The organism is Burkholderia pulmonis, assembly GCF_984667975.1.
Map to the genome: position 1 here is coordinate 2,221,534 of NZ_OZ480186.1, position 18,122 is coordinate 2,239,655.

An 18,122-nucleotide genomic window follows, 5' to 3' on the forward strand; every position below is an offset into this window, starting at 1 on the left:
AAAGCCGCCCACGGTCTCATGAACGGCCTTTTTCGCAGAACATCGTCGGCAAGCCGGTCAGTTCGAACCCGCCACCTTCGGCGTGTCCTCGTAGATCAGCAAGGGCTTGCCGTCCCCATCGATGACGTTCTCGTCGATGATGACCTTGCTGACCCCTTTCATCGTCGGCAGCTCGTACATCACGTCGAGCAACGCCTGTTCGATGATCGAACGCAAACCGCGCGCGCCGGTCTTGCGGCGGATCGCCTTGCGGGCGACTGCCTGCAACGCGCCCGGCCGGATCTCCAGCTCGACGCGCTCCATCGCGAACAGCTTGTGATACTGCTTGACGAGCGCATTCTTCGGCTCGACCAGGATCTTCATCAGCGCGGCTTCATCGAGCTTGCCGAGCGTCGCGACCACCGGCAGGCGGCCGATCAATTCGGGGATCAGACCGAATTTGATCAGGTCTTCCGGTTCCGTCTCGCGCAGCACTTCGCCCGCGTCGCGTTCCTGCTTGCTCTTGACCGTCGCGCCGAAGCCGATGCCGGTTTTCTCGGTACGATCGGTGATCACCTTTTCGAGACCGTCGAACGCGCCGCCGCAGATGAACAGGATGTTGGTCGTGTCGACCTGGATGAAATCCTGGTTCGGGTGCTTGCGGCCGCCCTGCGGCGGCACCGACGCCATCGTGCCCTCGACGAGCTTCAGCAGCGCCTGCTGGACACCCTCGCCCGACACGTCGCGCGTGATCGACGGGTTGTCCGACTTGCGGCTGATCTTGTCGATTTCGTCGATGTAGACGATCCCGCGCTGGGCCTTGTCGACCTCGTAGTTGCAGTTCTGCAACAGCTTCTGGATGATGTTCTCGACGTCCTCGCCGACATAGCCGGCTTCGGTCAGCGTCGTCGCATCGGCGATCACGAACGGTACGTTCAGCAACCGCGCGAGCGTCTGCGCGAGCAGCGTCTTGCCGGAGCCCGTCGGGCCGATCAGCAGGATGTTGCTCTTCGACAGCTCGACGTCGTCCTTCTTGTCGAGGTGCTTGAGGCGCTTGTAGTGGTTGTACACCGCCACCGCGAGGATCTTCTTCGCGCGCTCCTGGCCGATCACGTACTGATCGAGGATGTCGCGAATTTCCTGCGGGCTCGGCAGATCCGACCGGGACAGGCTGGCCTCGACGCCGGCGGCAGCCGCCTCGTCGCGAATGATTTCGTTGCAGAGGTCGATACATTCATCGCAGATGAATACCGACGGGCCCGCGATGAGTTTTTTCACCTCATGCTGGCTCTTCCCGCAAAACGAGCAATACAACAGCTTCTCGCTGTTCGAACCTTTTTTGTCCGCCATGAATGTAGAGCCTCCGGACAGGTAAATGACATGATACGCCGAATGCTCCGAACGCCGCGCCTAGGGCGCGACCGGAGCCGGCCGGATGCGCTTGCCGCAGATGCCCAGGGCGTTCGGGACGTCGCAGGGGCGCCGCGTGAATCGGGGCGGCACCCCACTTAAGTTCAGGGGCGCTTCAGCAGCACCTGATCGATCAGCCCGTACGCCTTCGCATCCTCGCTCGACATGAAGTTATCACGGTCGGTGTCGCGCGCGATGCGCTCGACGTCCTGGCCCGTGTGCTGCGCGAGCAGGTTGTTCAACCGTTCCTTCAGGTAGAGGATTTCGCGTGCCTGGATCTCGATGTCGGATGCCTGGCCGCGCGCGCCGCCGAGCGGCTGGTGAATCATCACGCGCGAATTCGGCAGCGCGAAGCGCTTGCCCTTCGCACCCGACGCGAGCAGGAACGCGCCCATGCTGGCCGCGAGGCCCATGCACAGGGTCGACACGTCCGGCTTGATGAACTGCATCGTGTCGTAGATCGCCATGCCGGCCGACACCGAGCCACCCGGGCTGTTGATGTAGAGGCTGATGTCCTTGTCGGGATTCTCGCTCTCGAGGAACAGCAATTGCGCGACCACGAGGTTGGCGGTCTGGTCGTTCACTTCGCCGACCATGAACACCAGGCGCTCCTTCAGGAGACGCGAGTAGATATCGTACGAACGCTCGCCGCGGCCGCTCGTTTCGACGACGATCGGCACCAGCCCCAGCGCTTGCGCCTCGAAACCCTGCGGCGCGTTCGAAGCAAGCATGTCCAGCAATTCAGCGCGAGTGATCATTCAATGAACCTTGTTCGAATGGAAAATTGAACGGAAGGAAGCCGCCCGCTCAATCGCCATATTAATGGCAACCGTGCGCTTGACGTAAAAACGGCGTGCAGGCCGTCGCTCCGACAGCCGGCACGCCGCTAGAGCGACACTTACGCTTGCGCCGATGCGCTCGCGAGTGCCTCGAAGCTCACTTCCTTGTCCGTCACCTTCGCCTTGCCCAGCACGAAATCGACGACGTTGCTTTCAACGACGAACGCTTCCATCTCGGCGAGGCGCTGCTGGTTCGAATAATACCAGCGGACCACTTCCTTCGGGTCTTCGTAGCTCTTCGCGAACTCGTCGACTTCCGCGCGGATCTGTTCCGGCTTCGCTTCGAGGCTGTTCGACTTCACCAGCTCGGCCAGCACGAGGCCCAGCTTCACGCGGCGCTCTGCCTGCTCGGCGAACATCTCGGCCGGGATCGGTGCGTCCTTCGCGTTCGGCACGCCGCGCTGCGCCAGATCCTGGCGAGCCATTTCGACGAGGCGTTGCTGATCCTGCTCGATCAGCGCCTTCGGCACGTCAAGTTCGGAGATCTTCAGCAGCGCGTCCATCACCTGGTTCTTGACGATCGACTGCGTGCGACGCTTCGCTTCGCGCTCGAGGTTTTCCTTGATCTCGCCGCGCATCTTCGTGAGGTCGCCGTCTTCGATGCCGAGCGACTTCGCGAATTCGCCGTCGATTTCCGGCATGTGCGGCCATTCGATCTTCTTCATCGTGACCGTGAACTGCGCCGTCTTGCCGGCGACGTCCGCACCGTGGTAATCGTCCGGGAACTTCAGGTCGAACGTACGGGCTTCACCGACCTTCAGGCCGAGCGCCGCGGTTTCGAATTCCGGCAGCATGCGGCCTTCGCCGAGCACGAACGGGAAATCTTCGGCCGTGCCGCCCTGGAACGCGACGTCGTCGATCTTGCCGACGAAGTCGACCGTCACGCGGTCGCCGTTCTTCGCTGCGGTGTCCGCGCCGCCGTCGCCGTGATCGCCGGCTTCGCCGCGTGCGTGGAAGTGCACGCGCTGCTTGCGCAGGATGTCCAGCGTGCGGTCGATTTCGGCGTCGCCGATCGACGTCGTCGAGCGCTCGACTTCAGCCGTCGCCAGATCGCCGATCTTCACTTCCGGGTAGACCTCGAACGTCGCGTCGAACGCGTATGCGTCCTCAGCCTGTTCCTGCTTCGGCTCGAAGCTCGGCTGGCCGGCGACGCGCAGGTTTTCCGCGCGGCTGATCGTGAAGAATTCCTGGCCGATCTTGTCGCTCAGCACTTCTGCTTCGACCTGACCCGCGTATTGTTGCGCGACCATCTTGAGCGGCACCTTGCCCGGGCGGAAACCCGGCATGCGCACGTTCTTCGCGAGTTTCTGGATACGGGCGTCAATTTCCTTCTGCACGGTGTCTTTCGGCAGGGAAATCGTCACGCGGCGTTCAAGCTTGCCGAGGTTCTCAACAACGTTAGCCATGGCTTCAATCGTCCTAAAATTATTCGAGCGAATCGGGTTTTCCTTGCCGTGCCTGCCTGCGGCGTGAAGTGCGTCACATGAAGCGCCACCTTCACACGCCGCGCCGGAGCGCCACGCCATCCCTGCACGCGCCGGATGGCTAGCGCAAGCGGCTCGGAGCACGGCTTTGGCCGGAAGAATCGACTATTCTAGCAAACAATTTTCCTCGCACCGCCAGATCAGCGCGACACGCGTGCGTCCCCGCCGTGTCGACGGCCCCGCGCACGGCAAATGCGCGCGGATCGCCGCTATGCCGAACGCCGTATCCACCACGGGCCCGCCATCCTGTAAGCTCCGACAGAGCGTGAGCCGCCTTGACGGCCGCGCCATTCTTCACACCAATCACGCCTTCCGGAGACACCATGCCGCAACACCCGTCCGCGCCTGTCGTCGTCATCGCGCCCGATTCGTTCAAAGGCTCGCTTTCCGCCGAGCAGGTCGCGGACGCGATCGCCACCGGCATTCGCCGCGCCCGGCCCGACGCCGTCGTGCGCTGCTGCCCGATGGCCGACGGCGGCGAAGGCACGCTCGATGCGATGCTGGCGGGCGGCGGCGCGCGGCGCACGCTGCGGGTGGCCGGCGCGTCGCTCGCGGCACGCGACGCGGCGGTCGGCGTGATCGACGCGCGCACCGCGATCGTCGAGACGGCTGAAATTGTCGGCATCACCGACCCGGTCGGCATGAGCGTGCCGGTCGACGCGCGCAGCACGCGCGGGATGGGCGAGGCGATCCGCACGCTGCTCGACGAAGGCGTGCGCCGCTTCTTCGTCGCGCTCGGCGGCAGCAGCACCAACGACGCCGGCGCCGGCCTGCTCGCGGGCCTCGGCCTGCAGTGCTTCGACGCAGGCGGCCAGCCGGTCGAGCCCGTACCGTCGCGGCTCGCCGACATCGCGCGCATCGACGCATCGGGGCTCGATCCGCGCCTGAAGGAAACGGAATTCGTCGGCATGTCCGACGTCGACAACCCGCTGACGGGCGCGCACGGCGCGACCGCCGTGTTCGGTCCGCAAAAGGGCGTGACGCCCGCACAGGTTGCGACCCTCGACGCCGCCCTCGCCCGCTTCGCCGACCTGCTCGAAGCCGCACTCGACCGCCGCAGCCGCGACCTGCCGGGCGCGGGCGCGGCAGGCGGCCTCGGTTTCGCGCTGCACATGCTCGGCGCGCAATTCGAAGCCGGCGCCGAAGTGGTCGCGCGGCAGGTCGGGCTCGACGCCGCCCTCGCCGGCGCCGACTGGCTGATCACCGGCGAAGGCCGCTCCGACGTGCAGACGCTGCACGGCAAGGCGCCGTTCATCGCGTGCCGGCACGCGCAGGCCGCCGGCGTACCCGCGTCGCTGCTGTCGGGCGCCGTCGATTCGGCCGCGCTGCCGCGCCTGTCCGAGCATTTCTCCGGCTGCTTCTCGCCGGCTCCCGGGCCGATCACGCTCGACGTCGCGATCCGCGACGCGGCCAATCTGCTCGCGAACGAAGCAGAACAGTTGACACGCCTGAAGTACGGCGCACACTGACCGTTGACCCGAGCGCGCGATACAGGAACAATCGGGCCCGCCCTTTTTCTTCAGGATTCGACATGAAAGGCCGTCAAGCCGGGCTCGATCAGTTTCTGACCTATCGCCTGCATGCGCTCACGAAGCGTTCCGACCGCGGGATCGGCGAGGTGTACCGGCACAAGCTCGACATCTCGCTGCCCGAGGCGCGCGTGATCGCCGCCGTCGGCGCGTTCGGCCCGTTCTCGATCATGGATCTCGCGCGCCACACCAATCTCGACAAGAGCCAGGCAAGCCGCGCGGCCGAAGCGCTGCTGCGCCAGGGGCTGCTCGAGCGCAGCGCGAGCGAGGAGGACGGCCGGATCGTGCTGATCGCGCTGACCGCCGATGGCCGCGCGCTGCACCGCAAGATCATGCCGATCGTGCGCAAGTGGAACGACGGCTTGCTCGCGTGCCTGTCCGACAGCGAACGCCAGACATTTGAGCGGCTGCTCGACAAGGTCGTCGCACACGCGACCGAGCGGGACGACTGAACCGTGTCGCGGCCCCGGCATCGCCGGGCGGCCGAGCACTGCGGACCGCATTGATCCGATGAATCAGGCAGGCCGCCCGGGTCGCGTCACGCGCGATCCGGGCGGCCTGTTTTGCATCGTGCGGCGGGATCGCGGAGATTGCGCGTTGCCGCGTCGCCCACGACCGCGGATTCAGCGGCCCCGCACGCCCTATCGCTACAGTCCGCTATTCGTCGCGCGCTGGCGCAACAATCCGAGCACCGCGTCGCAGTACGGGGTCGGCACGCCGAGCTTGCGCCCGAGTTCCGGGAACACGCCGATGATCGGACCGATCTCGAGCGAGCGCCCCGCGTCGAAATCCTGCAGCATCGACGTCCTGAACGCGCCGAGCTTGCGCGTGACCGCGATCCGCTCGGGGCCGCTCATCCCCGTGGACAGGCCGAGCTTCGCGCCGATCGCAGCCGCCTCTTCCATCATCCGCAGCGCGAGATCCTGCGTGAACGGGTCGTCGAGCAACTGCTCGGCCGTCGACCCCGTCAGCGCGCTCAACGGATTCATGTTCATGTTGCCCCACAGCTTCGTCCAGATTTCCGTCCGGATCGCGGGCGTCGATTCGACGTCGAAACCGCCGGCCGCGAGCGCCGCGGCGAACCGCGCGGTGGCCGTGGCGAGACGCGGATCGGGTGCGCCGACGATCAGCCGGTTGCCGCGCCCGCGGCGCACGACGCCCGGCGCGTCGGTGCTCGACGACAGGTGCACGACGCAGCCGATCGCCTGCGCGGGCGGCAACGCCGCCGACACCGCGCCGGCCGGATCGACCGCATCGAGCGGCACACCGTCGATCGGCCCCTCGAGCCCGTGCGTGAACCACCACGGCAGCCCGTTCATCGCCGCGACGATCACGGTGTCCGGCCCGACCAGCGGCGCAATGCGCGCGGCCAGCGCCGGCAGCGCCTGCGCCTTCAGCGCGATCACCACGTAGTCCTGCACACCGAGCGCGGCCGCATCGTCGCTCGCCCGCACCGGCACCGACGAGGTCGCGTCGGCCTCGTCGATCACGCGCACGCCGTGCGTGTTCAGCGCATCGAGCGTCGCGCCGCGCGCATAGGCGCTCACCTCCATGCCGGCCCGCGACAGCGCGGCCGCGAGCAATCCGCCGATCGCGCCGACGCCGACCACCGCCGCGCGCACCGACCCTGAATTCGTGTCGTTCATGATGGAATTCCGTCTCCTGGGAGTTGACGAGCATAGCGCTCAATGGTTGCGGGCACAACCATCCAGGCAGCAGCGAGCGCGCGCCTGCGTTCGTGCGCGTCAGCGCGGCATGCCGCCGGCTTCCATCGCCTCGTCGTCGGTCGCGCCGCCCGTCGCGCCGAGCACGCCGGCGATCTGGCTCTTGTCGTGCATGCCGAGCTTGCGGTACGCGCAGCGCAGGTAGTGACGCACGGTCGTCGGCGAAATCGCCATCTGCTGCGCGACTTCCTTGTGCGAACGTCCGGCGCCGTAATAACGGATCGCCGCGAGCTCGCGCGGGCTCAGCCGGTCGAGCAGCGAGCGTGCCCGCGCCTCGATCTGGAACAGCCCGGCGACCGGCACGCACCGGATGCGCAGCGCGTCGCCGACGAACGGCTGGCCCGACTGGCGCCGCAGGTGCGCGACGAGCGGCTCCGGCACGCGCGCACCGGCCCAGGCCGGCCACTCGGTGCGCAGCACGTCGTCGAAACCGTGATCGGCATGGTGGAGCACGCCGAAGTTGTCGCACAGCGCACGCGCGGCCGGCGCAACCGTGTCGGCGCGCTCGCGCGTGAGCTGCGCGGCGCGATTGATCGTCAGCGCCGCCGCGAGATGGGGAATCACTTCCTCGAAACGACGCGCGTCATCGTCGCTGAACGGCCGGTTCAGGCCCTGGCGGTAGATCGACATGAACGTCGTCAGGCCGAAACGGCGATCGAGCGTACACACGCACATCAGCTGCGCGAGCCCGTATTTCACGCACCAGTCGCGAAACCGTGCATCGAGCCCCGGCTCGACGACCGTCAGCCGCACCGCGCGGCCATGCGCGCCGTGCAGCGTGCGGTGCGCGAGCGGGTCGCAGTCGCGCACGCGCTTCCAGTCGATGAAGAATGCGTGAGGCAAGTGATACAGGAAGCTGTTGTGCATCACGGGGCCGGTCGGCGCATGGGTCGCGACGCCGGTCCACGCGGCATCGAACGGAATAAGCGCCTGCAGCAGCGAAAAGAACCGGTACTCGAATTCGCCGATGCCGGATTGCGCGGCCACCGCGTACAGGTCGAGCAGCATCAGCCCGAGTTCGCGCTGCGCTGCATCACCGCGCGTGACACCGTCGAAATCGGCACGCCGGGATGCCAGCGGCGGCCACGCGAATTCGTCGAGCACGATGGCGGCCGGTACGTCACGCAGCGCGTCGAGATCCTGCCCGATATCCGTCGTGATCCTCACCTTCCGCTCCCCTGCCCGATCGGGCTGCTGATGTGCGCAACGACACCGGCCGATTATAGCGAGCGGCTTTTTTGGCGGGCCACGGTGCCGGAACGCTCGCCAGCCCCATCCATTTGAACGGTACGCATCGCGTTGCTGCTGCGCAGCACGCCGCGCCGCGGCATCGCGCCGTCTCCATGCCGCGCACCGCGGGTTTTCCGCACCGTTCATCTGGACGACTGTTCGAAGGTTTTCCCGCTGCGGACACTGCGTCGCGACAACACAACGACAAACCGATGCAGGACGGTATGGAGAACCCGACGTGACGACACCCCGCTTCATCCGCACGGCCGCGGCCGCCGCGACGCTTGCCGCGTGCAGCGCCGCCGCGCATGCGCAGTCCGCCCTCACGCTGTACGGCGCGCTCGACGCCGGCGTGCAATACCTGACGCGCGCCGACGGCCGGCACTCGGCCGTGCAGCTGCAGAACTACGGCATCCTGCCTTCGCAGGTCGGCATCAAGGGCAACGAGGATCTCGGCGGCGGCTGGCATGCGCTGTTCAAGCTCGAACAGGGCCTCAACGTCAACGACGGCACCGCGACCGCGCCCGGCTATGCGTTCTTCCGCGGCGCATACGTAGGCGTCGCCGGGCCGGTCGGCACCGTCACGCTCGGTCGCCAGTTCAGCGTGCTGTTCGACAAGACGCTGTTCTACGACCCGCTCTGGTACGCGTCGTACAGCGGCCAGGGCGTGCTCGTGCCGATGAATGCGAACTTCATCGACAGCTCGGTCAAGTACCAGTCGCCGACGTTCGCCGGCTTCGACGTCGAGGCGCTCGCCGCGACGTCCGGCGTCGCCGGCAATACGCGCGCCGGACGCGTGCTCGAACTCGGCGGCCAGTACACGAGCAACGGCCTGTCGGTCAGCGCGGTGCTGCATCAGGCGCACGGCGACGTGTCGGCGGCCGCCGACACGTCCGCGCGCCGCCGCGAACTCGGCACGCTCGCCGCGCGCTATGCGTTCGCCTCGCTCCCGCTCACCGTCTACGCGGGCGTCGAGCGCCTCACCGGCGACCTCGACCCGGCGCGCACGATCGTCTGGGGCGGCGCGCGCTACCTGACGCCCATCGGGATCGGCCTCAACGCGGGCGTCTACCACACCGATTCGCGCACGCCGGCGATCGGCCACCCGACGCTGTTCATCGCGAGCACCACGTACGCGCTGTCGAAACGCACCGTCGCGTACGTGAACCTCGGCTATGCGCGCAACAGCGGCCAGAGCTCGCAGACCGTCTACGAATACGACCCGACGCCGCTCGCCGGCGCGTCGCAGTTCGGCGCGATGGTCGGCATGTACCACCTGTTCTGATTCCCCCAACGAGATCCCGCCATGAAAACCCTGTCCCCGGATGCCGCCCTCTCGCCCGACGACCCTGCGTCGACATTCGCGCGTTCGACGCTCGTCGCGCTCGTCGTGTTCGCGGCCATCACGCCGCTGCTGCTGCTCGTCGCACCGGCCGTCGCCGGTCAGCTCGCGACACAGCTCGGCTTGTCCGCGTCGCAGATCGGCACGTACTTCTTCGTCGAACTCGGCGCGTTCAGCCTCGCGACCGTGCCGTCGTACCTGTGGCTCGGCCGTGTCGACGCGCGCCGCGTCGCGGCATGCGCCATCGCGCTGTTCGGCGCGGGCAACCTGCTGACCGCGCTGTGGATGCCGGGCTTTGCCGCGCTGCTCGCGCTGCGTGCCGTCACCGCGCTCGGTGGCGGCTCGCTGATGGTGCTCTGCATGACGAGTGCGGCGACGAGCAAGAACAGCGACCGCGTGTACGGCCTGTGGGTCGTCGGCCAGCTGATCGCGGGTGCGATCGGCCTGTTCGTGCTGCCGCATGTGTTTGCCGCGTTCGGGCTGCGCGCGCTGTACGTCGCGCTCGCCGTGCTCGCGCTGCTCGCGGCGCCGCTGTCGCGCGGCTTTCCGTCGTCGCTCGGCACGCGGACGGCATCCGCGCACACCACGCGCGGCGACGCGACGCACCCGCCGCGAAGCTTCGTGGCGCTCGCCATCGGTGCGGTGCTGACGTTCTATCTGGCGATCGGCAGCGTGTGGACGTTCGCGAGCCGCGCGGCGGCCGAGGCCGGGCTCGATCAGCAGTCGACCGGCAACGTGCTCGCGATCGCGAGCGTGATGGGAATCGCCGGCGCGGCGCTCGCCTCGTGCGCGGGCGGCCGGCTCGCGCGGCGCGCGATGCTGGCGGCCGGCTATGCGCTGCTTGCGGCGTCGCTCGTCGGGCTCGCCGCGATGCGTCACACCGGCGGCTACAGCGCGGCGATCTTCGCGTTCAAGTTCGCATGGACGTTCGTGCTGCCGTTCATCCTCGCGACCGTCGCGCAGATCGATACATCGGGCCGCCTCGTCGCGACGCTCAACTTCGTGATCGGCGCAGGCCTCGCCGCCGGCCCGCTGATGGCCGGGCTGATGCTCGACGCCGGCGGCACGATGCGCGCGCTGTTCATCGGCGCGACGGCCGTGGCCATCGTGTCGTTCGCCGCGCTGCGTCATATCGATCGCCGCGCCCGCCCTTCCGTTTCCTCCCAACCGTGACAGGTCACGCATCCATGAATCGCACTGCCTTTTTCACCGACGAACGCACTTTCTGGCACACCGGCGGCACGCACGCGCTGTTCTTCCCGGTCGGCGGCTGGGTGCAGCCGCCGTCGAGCGCGGGCTACGCGGAATCGCCCGATTCGAAGCGCCGCTTCCTGTCGCTCGTGCAGGCGTCGGGCCTTGCCGCGCAACTCGACCTGCGCGGCGCCGAACCGGCCGCGACCGTCGACCTGCTGCGCATTCATCCGGCGCACTATCTCGACGCGTTCCGCACACTCAGCGACGCGAACGGCGGCGATCTCGGCGATCTCGCGCCGTTCGGCAAGGGCAGCTACGAGATTGCCGCGCTGTCGGCCGGCCTCGCGATCGCGGCGGTCGATACGGTCGTCGGCGAGCGCGCGGCCAATGCGTTCTCGCTGTCGCGGCCGCCCGGCCATCACTGCCTGCGCGATCGCCCGATGGGCTTCTGCATGCTGGCGAACATCCCGATCGCGATCGAGGCCGCCCGCGCGACGCACGGCATCGAGCGCGTCGCGGTGATCGACTGGGACGTGCATCACGGCAACGGCACGCAGTCGATCTACTACGACGATCCGGACACGCTGACGATCTCGCTGCACCAGGACCGCTGCTTTCCGCCCGGCTACAGCGGCGCGGACGATCGCGGCGAAGGCGCGGGCGTCGGCGCGAACCTGAACGTGCCGCTGCTCGCGGGCAGCGGCGACGATGCATATCGCTACGCGTTCGAGCGGATCGTGCTGCCGGCGCTGGAGCGTTTCCGGCCCGAGCTGATCGTCGTCGCGAGCGGCCTCGACGCGAGCGCGGTCGATCCGCTCGCGCGCATGCAGCTGCATACCGACAGCTACCGTTTCATGACGCGCGCGGTGAAGGATGCCGCGCAGCGCCATTGCGGCGGGCGGCTCGTGATCGTTCACGAAGGCGGGTATTCGGAGGCGTACGTGCCGTTCTGCGGGCTCGCGATCGTCGAGGCGCTGGCCGGCATTCGCACCGATGTCGCCGATCCGATGCTCGATCTCGCGATCGCGCAGCAACCCGGTGAGCGGTTCGTTGCATTCCAGCGCGAGCTGCTCGACGAACTGGCGGCGTCGTTCGGGTTGTAACGCGCGGGAACGGACGGAACGGGCCGGCAGACGTCGGCCCTTGCGCGATCCGCGCGGATGGGGTTTCCTGTGCTTTTATCCCTGTTCCGGCCCGATGCCGCACTCATCCGATGAAATCGTCCCCGCGCGATAACGACGACAAAGCCAAAACGCGCCGCCAGCCATCGAAGCGGGTCCAGAATATCGCTGCCATCGCTGCCGGCCTCATCACGTTCGCGATCGGTGTGACGTGGGTGATCTACAGCTGGGTTGTCGATCGCGAAGCGCAGTATTTCGCGATTCCGCTGGTGTTCTCGGTGCCGGTGATCGTCGCGGTCGCGATCCGGAGCTTCTGGGAGTAAACGCGGCTGAAATGACGAAGCGCCGCGGTCGCGGCGACACGCGGCGCTGGGTATCGTGCTCTGTTAGTCGAGGCGGTGAACCCCGGGATTCGCTTGCAGGCCAGTCACAGGCCGGGACGCGGGCACGGATTGGGCGCTGCGCCCTGATATCCGCCGGCGACGGCACCCAGCACGGTGCCGGCCAGCGACGTGCCGAGCGCTGTCAGCACGCCCCCGGTCGACACCGGCTCGCTGTTCGACAGCACGCGCCCCGAGTACGCGGTGCATGCCGCCGTCGACACAACCGCCGGTGCAGGTTTGGCACTCCATGCGATGTTGTCGGCAGGTGTATTGGCAAATGCCGGTGCGGTCAGCAGCAGCGCCAGAACGGAAATCGGGATGCGTACGGTGTTTTGCATCGGTGGCCCCTCGGTGTCGTTGTGCTTCTTGTATGAAAAGTGAGCACGATATTACATGCGGCGCGATTTTTCGTGCGAGGTCTGCCATCCGGCAAAAACCTGCACCAACAAAAAAGCGCTGCGGTCAGCCGACCGGCAGCGCTTTTTCGTGAACGGCCCCGACAGGGGCGCGTCCGACTTCTGGTGCGTGAGGCCGGACTCGAACCGGCACACCCTTGCGGGCGTCAGGACCTAAACCTGGTGCGTCTACCAATTTCGCCACTCACGCGCAATTTCCGTCGCCTGACCGCGCGGCACGCAAGATGCGTACGCTACGCGCCCGGGACTCCCGCCGGCCCGAAAACCGGCACGCCCGGTCAGGCGAGCGCGAGATTCTACCCGATCCGTGCGGCCTTGTCTCGCCCTGCCAGCACCTGCCGTGCCGCGGTGCTAGAATGCCGCGCTCGACGTTTCGGCATCGCGCCGTCGCGCGTCCCCCGAACCCGCCCCCACACGATTCCGCCCGTGAACTTCGACGACTACTGTCAGCAAAAGGCCGCCCCCGCAGGCTCCAGCGTCTACTACGCACTGCGCCAGGCACCGCTCGCCACGCAGCCGCGCCTCACCGCGCTGTTCGCGTTGCGCCGCGAACTCGAGGAAACCGTCAAGGAAACCAGCGACCCGACCGTCGGACACACGAAGCTCGCGTGGTGGCACAAGGAACTCGCGGCGCTCGCCGACGGACAGCCGTCGCACCCCGTCACGAAGGCGCTCGCGAAACATCACCCGACGATCGCCGCCGAGGCCGATGCGCTGCGCACGCTCGTCAACGGCTACGGGATGGACCTCGAACAGGCACGCTATCTCGACTTCGCAAATCTGCAGCGCTATATCGCGCAGGTCGGCGGCACGTTCTCGTCGCTGGTTGCGCGCGCCAGTTCGGCGAACCCCGCCGCCCCTCAACCGTGGGCCGCGGATGTCGGCCGGGCACTGATGCTCGCGCAGTTCGTACAGGATCTCGGCAACGACGCGCGCCACGGCCGCATCTATTTGCCGATCGACGAGCTGCAGCGCTACAACGTGACCGCGGCCGATCTGCTGAACCGCCGCTACAGCCCCGCCTTCACCGAATTGCTGCAGTTCCAGACGGCCCGTGCGCGCGAAGCGCTCACGGCCGCCGAAGCGGCGATCCCCGCCTCCGAACGCCGTGCACAGCGCACGCTGCGTGCACAGATCGCACTGGCCGGCGCACTGCTCGACGAAATCCAGCGCGACGGCTACCAGGTCCTGCACCAGCGCATCGCGCTGACGCCGATCCGCAAGCTGTGGACCGCGTGGCGCGCATCGCGCCGCCGCTGACCGCCGCGCATCACGCCTTCAGCAGCGGCAGCGTGTCGAAGCGCTGCTGCAGCACGCGCGTCGCATCGAGCCCCCACCACGGTCCGAGCACGGTCGCATAGAGCTGGCGGAAATCGACGGACACCGGCAGGTTGCCGTTGCCATCGAGCCGCCCGAGCGCCGGCGGCGCACCGTACAGCCCGCCGGCCACGCGGCCGCCCATCACGAAATGCGGCGCGGCCGTGCCGTGATCGGTGCCGTTGCTCTGGTTCTCGCGCACGCGCCGCCCGAATTCCGCATACGTCATCACGAGCGTCTGGTTCCAGCGCCCGAGTTCGATCAACGCGCCGCGCATCGCACTCATCCCTTCCGCGAACTGCTTGAGCAGCGCAGCCTGCTGGCCCGGCTGGTTCTGGTGCGTGTCGAAGCCGTTGAGCGTCAGGCGCAGCACTGCGACGCCATCCTGCGCACCGGGCCCGGACGCCTCGCACGCGGCCAGCACCTGCATCGCGGTCTTCACCGACGTGCCGAACGCACCGGCCGGAAAGGCCGTCCTGAATTCGCGCATCCCGCCGCGCGGGCGCAACCGGTCGGCCGCCTTCACGATGTCGTTCTCCACATCGATGATGTGCGCGAGCGCCGGGTTCTGCTCGCGCAGCGACGACGGCTCGGCGAGCCGGGCCGCGCGGATGAACTGCGCGGGATTGACGAGCGCGATCGCACGCGCGCCGTTCGACAGCGGTCCCATCTCGGCGCTGCCGAGCACGACGCCGTCCGCTGCGAAACCGGGCGGCACCGGCGCCTGCGCGAACGTACGCGTGAGCCAGCCTTCGTGCAGGTACTGGTCCGAGCGCGACGCGGTATCCCAGATCTCGATCGAGCGGAAATGCGACAGGTTCGGCTGCGGATAGCCGACGCCCTGCACGACCGCCACCTGCCTGTCACGCCACAGCGGCATCAGCGCCGCGAGCGACGGGTGCAGCCCCGTATGTTCGTCGAGCTGCAGCACCTGCTCGCGCTTGATGCCGATGCTGCGCCGGAACTGGTAATACAGCGGGTCCGCGTACGGCACCACCGTGTTGAGGCCGTCGTTGCCGCCCTTCAGCTCGACGAGGATCAGCACGTTCGCATACCCGGCCGCCGGGTGGCGCCCCGCCTGCGTCGCGGAAGCCGCCATCGCGGGGGCTTGCCACATCGACACGCCGGCCGCGGCCGCGGCGCCCGTCAGCGTCAGAAAATCACGTCGGTTCATCGCGCATCCTTTGGTTCGCCGTCCGGCACCTTTGCCGCAGCGGCATCCCGCTTCGTCGTCGTTCGAATCATTTCAGTTGATAGGCCGGATCCATCAGCAACGCCTCGAGATACGCGCTGCCGGTCGAATCCGTGTCGATCGCCGCGACCGGCGAAAGCTGCAGTACCGCGTGCTGCAACTGGAGCTCGGTCGACAATCCCGCGATCGCCTGCGGCCGCGCACGATACTGCGCAAGCCAGCGTTCGAGGTCGAAACGCAGGCCGCCGCGCGCGGGCTTCGCGGGCGTGCCGCGCATGCCCGCGGCGGACGCCGTGTCGGCCACCGGCATCGCGTGCGCACGCGCGTTCGGCGCCGCCGCCGCGTGGGCAGGCGGGTGCATGCCGGCCGTCTCCGTCGCGCGGAACAACTGCTCGACGAACTGCTTGCGCGACAGCAGCGTGGTGCTGTTGATCCACAGCGCGCCGCCCGGCCAGCCCTTCACGTTCGGCGGATAGAACAGGTTCTGCCCGAGCGTGCGCACGGTGTTCGCGAGCATCTGCGGATCGCCGTACGCCACGTCGAACAGCCGCACCGACCCGACGACGAATTCCGCGGGCGACTTGACGAGCACGCCACGATTGCGCGGATCCCAGAATGCGTCGGTCGACCACAGCGCGGCGAGCGCCGCACGAATGTCGTAGCCGCTCGCGCGAAACCGTTCGGCCACCCAATCAAGCGTTCCGGGATCGGGCGTATCGGACACGAACTCGCGCCACAGCTTGCCGGCGATGAAGCGCGCAGTGCCCGGCCGCTTCAGCAGGATGTCGAGAAAGCCGTCGCCGTCGAACGGCCCGGTTTCGCCGAGGATCGTCTTGTCGCCGGTATCGTGCCATTCGGGCCGTACTTCGAAGCGCAGCGTGTCGGGATCGATGGTCCAGCCCGTCATCGCACGCGCGGCCTCGGTCACGTCGTACTGCGTGTAATGCCCTTCGCCGAGCGTGAACAACTCCATCACCTCGCGCGCGAAATTCTCGTTCGGACGCCCCTTGCGATTGCTCGCGCCGTCGAGATACTGCAGCATCGCCGGATCCTTCGCGACCGCATGCAGCAGCGTGCCGAAGTTGCCGAGCGCCTCGCGGCGCAACAGCGCGTTCTGCGCGGCCATCGTCTGCGGGTAAGGCACCTTGTCCTGCCCCGACGTGAAGTGCCCGTGCCAGAACAGCGTCATGCGCTCGGTCAACGGCGACGGCGTGACGGCCATCTCGTTGACCCAGGCCGCGCGCAACGCATCGTAGCGGACGTTGCGCTCGCGCTGCTCGTCGCGCCGCATGTCGGGTGTCAGCGCCTGGCGCTGCGCGCGCGTCGGCGGCAGCTCGGCGATCCAGTCGGGCCACGTCGTGACGGGTTCGCGCCGCACGCTGCCGAGCGTATCGGCCACGACCTGCGCGCGCGTCATGCCGACGATGCGCGCGACGTCGGCGGGAGCGGGAGAAAAGCCGGTGCGGCTCAGGAAAAACAGCGCGTCGTCGGCATCGAGCGGCGACTGCATGGCAGGCGACGGCGCCGGTGCGGCAGCGTTCGCTTTCATCGTCATGGACTCCCGGAACGCACCGGCGGTGCGGATGCCGATACAACGGCATTCGGCAGCCGAAAGTTGACGGAAAAAGTGCTACGAATTTTTTCCGCGCGGTCGTTTCCGCGCAGGATGAATGACGGCACGCGTCAGCGCTTGTACAGCTCGCGAACGGCGTCTTCGATGTGCTGGCGCAGCAGGTGCCGCTCTTCGGGCGTCATGTGCCCGTCGCGGCGGCGCTGTTCGAGATCGGGAGGGACAGCGGAACGGACCGTCATCTCGGCGGCACGGTCGGGCTGCGGCGCCTTGCCGCGCGGCAGCTTGCGCGACGGTGCGCCCTGCTCGGGGCGCTGCGCATACGCGAAGTTCGACGCATACGGACCGGCAAGTGCGATCGTCAGCATCAGTGCAATCCGGGCAGATCGCATGACCGTCCTCGCTTCTTTGGTCGATTTGTTCCCTTCGTCACGCGGCAACCGGCTACCTCTGGTACTTGAAAAACCCTGCGGAAATCGGGTGTGCAAAGATGAATGATGGAGTGCAGGGGAGTATCTAACGAATTTCGGCTTCGAGTAAAGGAATCTCTATAGCGTGCCTTTACTCGGCGCGACACTACGGGTAAATTTTGTAACCGACTGTAACGCACGAAAATACGTGGCCGTGCGTCAATTCCCATTCGCGATAAGATGCCGATCATGGAAACGAAAAACCCCTCCAAGATTCTCGTCGTCGACGACGACCCTCGCCTGCGCGACCTGCTGCGCCGCTATCTCGGCGAGCAGGGTTTCAACGTATACGTCGCGGAAAACGCGACCGCGATGAACAAGCTCTGGGTACGCGAGCGTTTCGACCTGCTCGTGCTCGACCTGATGCTGCCGGGCGAAGACGGCCTGTCGATCTGCCGCCGCCTGCGCGGCAGCAACGACCGCACGCCGATCATCATGCTCACCGCCAAGGGCGAGGACGTCGATCGCATCGTCGGCCTCGAGATGGGCGCCGACGACTACCTGCCGAAGCCGTTCAACCCGCGCGAACTCGTCGCGCGCATTCATGCAGTGCTGCGCCGCCAGGCGCCGGCCGAGCTGCCGGGCGCCCCGTCGGAAACCACCGAGGTGTTCGAGTTCGGCGAGTTCTCGCTGAATCTCGCCACGCGCACGCTGACGAAGTCCGGCCAGGAAATCCCGCTGACGACCGGCGAATTCTCGGTGCTGAAAGTATTCGCGCGCCATCCGCGCCAGCCGCTGTCGCGTGAAAAGCTGATGGAGCTCGCACGCGGCCGCGAATACGAAGTGTTCGACCGCAGCCTCGACGTGCAGATCTCGCGCCTGCGCAAGCTGATCGAACCGGATCCGGGCAGCCCGCGCTTCATCCAGACCGTCTGGGGCCTCGGCTACGTGTTCATCCCGGACGGCGCCGCCTGACCTTTTC

Annotated in this window: 17 protein-coding genes and 1 tRNA gene; 8 read left to right on the forward strand and 10 right to left on the reverse strand. The window is 67.4% G+C overall.

What is annotated here, in order from left to right; translation table 11 throughout:
• Positions 1 to 57: 57 nt before the first annotated feature.
• From clpX to tig, 3 genes are all read right to left on the reverse strand, one after another.
• A complete protein-coding gene (gene clpX / locus AC5LXK_RS10255; protein WP_006489345.1) occupies positions 58 to 1,329 on the reverse strand; it encodes an ATP-dependent Clp protease ATP-binding subunit ClpX in 1,272 nt (423 codons plus the stop codon).
• A gap of 164 nt (positions 1,330 to 1,493) precedes the next feature.
• On the reverse strand, positions 1,494 to 2,147 hold the full coding sequence (clpP, locus tag AC5LXK_RS10260; protein WP_006496351.1) for an ATP-dependent Clp endopeptidase proteolytic subunit ClpP: 654 nt from the start codon (positions 2,145 to 2,147) through the stop codon (positions 1,494 to 1,496).
• 140 nt (positions 2,148 to 2,287) lie between these two features.
• Positions 2,288 to 3,634 (reverse strand): trigger factor, encoded by a 1,347-nt coding sequence (tig, locus tag AC5LXK_RS10265; RefSeq protein ID WP_493388744.1) that lies wholly within the window; start codon positions 3,632 to 3,634, stop codon positions 2,288 to 2,290.
• A 401-nt stretch (positions 3,635 to 4,035) separates the two neighbouring features.
• Between tig and AC5LXK_RS10270 the strand changes: the two genes are divergently transcribed.
• On the forward strand, positions 4,036 to 5,181 hold the full coding sequence (locus AC5LXK_RS10270) for a glycerate kinase (protein WP_493388745.1): 1,146 nt from the start codon (positions 4,036 to 4,038) through the stop codon (positions 5,179 to 5,181).
• Between the two features lie 62 nt (positions 5,182 to 5,243).
• Entirely contained in the window at positions 5,244 to 5,693 is a 450-nt protein-coding gene (locus AC5LXK_RS10275) for a MarR family winged helix-turn-helix transcriptional regulator (RefSeq protein WP_039367176.1), read from the forward strand.
• 195 nt (positions 5,694 to 5,888) lie between these two features.
• Here AC5LXK_RS10275 and AC5LXK_RS10280 read toward each other — a convergent pair whose 3' ends face one another.
• Together AC5LXK_RS10280 and AC5LXK_RS10285 are read right to left on the reverse strand one after the other, a co-directional pair.
• Positions 5,889 to 6,887 (reverse strand): 2-dehydropantoate 2-reductase, encoded by a 999-nt coding sequence (locus tag AC5LXK_RS10280; protein ID WP_493388746.1) that lies wholly within the window; start codon positions 6,885 to 6,887, stop codon positions 5,889 to 5,891.
• A 99-nt stretch (positions 6,888 to 6,986) separates the two neighbouring features.
• Entirely contained in the window at positions 6,987 to 8,132 is a 1,146-nt protein-coding gene (locus AC5LXK_RS10285) for a helix-turn-helix transcriptional regulator (RefSeq protein ID WP_493388747.1), read from the reverse strand.
• A gap of 301 nt (positions 8,133 to 8,433) precedes the next feature.
• Here AC5LXK_RS10285 and AC5LXK_RS10290 point away from each other — a divergent pair, with 301 nt between their 5' ends.
• From AC5LXK_RS10290 to AC5LXK_RS10305, 4 genes are all read left to right on the forward strand, one after another.
• Positions 8,434 to 9,480, forward strand: coding sequence for a porin (locus AC5LXK_RS10290; RefSeq protein WP_493388748.1), 1,047 nt, complete (start codon positions 8,434 to 8,436; stop codon positions 9,478 to 9,480).
• Positions 9,481 to 9,501: 21 nt separating this feature from the next.
• The gene (locus AC5LXK_RS10295; RefSeq protein ID WP_493388749.1) at positions 9,502 to 10,710 is read left to right on the forward strand and encodes an MFS transporter; all 1,209 of its coding nucleotides are present in this window, start codon (positions 9,502 to 9,504) and stop codon (positions 10,708 to 10,710) included.
• A gap of 14 nt (positions 10,711 to 10,724) precedes the next feature.
• Positions 10,725 to 11,834: a class II histone deacetylase gene (locus tag AC5LXK_RS10300; RefSeq protein ID WP_493388750.1), complete on the forward strand. Its 1,110-nt coding sequence runs from the start codon at positions 10,725 to 10,727 to the stop codon at positions 11,832 to 11,834.
• 110 nt (positions 11,835 to 11,944) lie between these two features.
• A complete protein-coding gene (locus tag AC5LXK_RS10305; RefSeq protein WP_493388751.1) occupies positions 11,945 to 12,175 on the forward strand; it encodes a hypothetical protein in 231 nt (76 codons plus the stop codon).
• Between the two features lie 104 nt (positions 12,176 to 12,279).
• On the opposite strand, the gene AC5LXK_RS10310 is transcribed toward AC5LXK_RS10305, so the two are convergent.
• Together AC5LXK_RS10310 and AC5LXK_RS10315 are read right to left on the reverse strand one after the other, a co-directional pair.
• Positions 12,280 to 12,573 (reverse strand): hypothetical protein, encoded by a 294-nt coding sequence (locus tag AC5LXK_RS10310; protein WP_493388752.1) that lies wholly within the window; start codon positions 12,571 to 12,573, stop codon positions 12,280 to 12,282.
• A 181-nt stretch (positions 12,574 to 12,754) separates the two neighbouring features.
• A tRNA-Leu gene (locus AC5LXK_RS10315) sits at positions 12,755 to 12,841 on the reverse strand.
• 236 nt (positions 12,842 to 13,077) lie between these two features.
• On the opposite strand from AC5LXK_RS10315, the gene hpnD reads away from it, so the two are divergent.
• Entirely contained in the window at positions 13,078 to 13,911 is an 834-nt protein-coding gene (hpnD, locus tag AC5LXK_RS10320; protein WP_493388753.1) for a presqualene diphosphate synthase HpnD, read from the forward strand.
• Between the two features lie 10 nt (positions 13,912 to 13,921).
• Here the strand turns inward: hpnD and AC5LXK_RS10325 are convergent, their stop codons facing one another.
• The 3 genes from AC5LXK_RS10325 to AC5LXK_RS10335 all read right to left on the reverse strand — a co-directional run bounded on the left by AC5LXK_RS10325 (position 13,922) and on the right by AC5LXK_RS10335 (position 17,122).
• Positions 13,922 to 15,142, reverse strand: a complete 1,221-nt coding sequence (locus AC5LXK_RS10325) for a DUF1501 domain-containing protein (protein ID WP_493388754.1) — start codon at positions 15,140 to 15,142, stop codon at positions 13,922 to 13,924.
• 67 nt (positions 15,143 to 15,209) lie between these two features.
• Positions 15,210 to 16,709 carry a DUF1800 domain-containing protein gene (locus AC5LXK_RS10330; protein ID WP_493388755.1) on the reverse strand — a complete coding sequence of 500 codons (1,500 nt, stop codon included), beginning with the start codon at positions 16,707 to 16,709 and terminating at the stop codon, positions 15,210 to 15,212.
• Positions 16,710 to 16,843: 134 nt separating this feature from the next.
• A complete protein-coding gene (locus AC5LXK_RS10335; RefSeq protein ID WP_493388756.1) occupies positions 16,844 to 17,122 on the reverse strand; it encodes a hypothetical protein in 279 nt (92 codons plus the stop codon).
• A 258-nt stretch (positions 17,123 to 17,380) separates the two neighbouring features.
• Here AC5LXK_RS10335 and ompR point away from each other — a divergent pair, with 258 nt between their 5' ends.
• Complete coding sequence (gene ompR, locus AC5LXK_RS10340) at positions 17,381 to 18,115, forward strand: osmolarity response regulator transcription factor OmpR (protein ID WP_006478565.1); 735 nt, start codon at positions 17,381 to 17,383, stop codon at positions 18,113 to 18,115.
• The last annotated feature ends 7 nt before the right edge of the window (positions 18,116 to 18,122 follow it).